Consider the following 624-nt stretch of genomic DNA (forward strand, 5'->3'; position numbering starts at 1 on the left):
ACAGCTTTAGCTGGATTTTCAGCAACTGGCTCTTCAAATGACTTTGAATCACTAGTATCTACCGTCTCTTGCTCATAGTAGTCGTCTTCATAATCATCATTGTCAAAGAAATTTGCAAAATAGTCTTTAAAACCCATATTGGATTCCTCCGTTTACTCGGTTTCTGTGTTAAATATAGCTGAACCTACTCTGACAAAATCAGCGCCCTCAGCGACTGCAATTGGATAATCACCTGACATCCCCATGCTCAAGTGTTGGCACGGTGCATAGTCTTTACCCAAAGCTTGCACTTGATCTCTTAATTGACGCAAGTTGGCAAAATATTGGTGAATCTCTTCATCCGTCGCGTCAATTGGTGCCATTGTCATCAAGCCCACAATCTCTACTTTAGGAAATTCCGCCACTGCTTCGATAAAGGCATCAAGCTCAGCTGGTGCAATACCATGCTTAGATTCCTCGCCAGAAACATTGACCTGTAGGAAACATTTAATAACCTTGTCCGCCCGCTTGTCAATTTCCTTGGCCAGTTTTAACCGGTCAAGGGCATGGAAATAATCGATCTCATTAATGACATCTTTGACCTTACGGGTTTGCAAGGTGCCAATTAAATGCCATACAATATCA

1 protein-coding gene is annotated in these 624 nt (G+C 42.1%); it reads right to left on the minus strand.

The window, feature by feature from the left end:
• Nucleotides 1–152 precede the first annotated feature (152 nt).
• Nucleotides 153–624, minus strand: a 472-nt coding sequence (locus ACRCJ0_RS18300) for a YggS family pyridoxal phosphate-dependent enzyme (protein ID WP_431391567.1), incomplete at its 5' end; no start/stop codon positions are given.

Source organism: Aerococcus sp. L_32 (genome assembly GCF_050689315.1).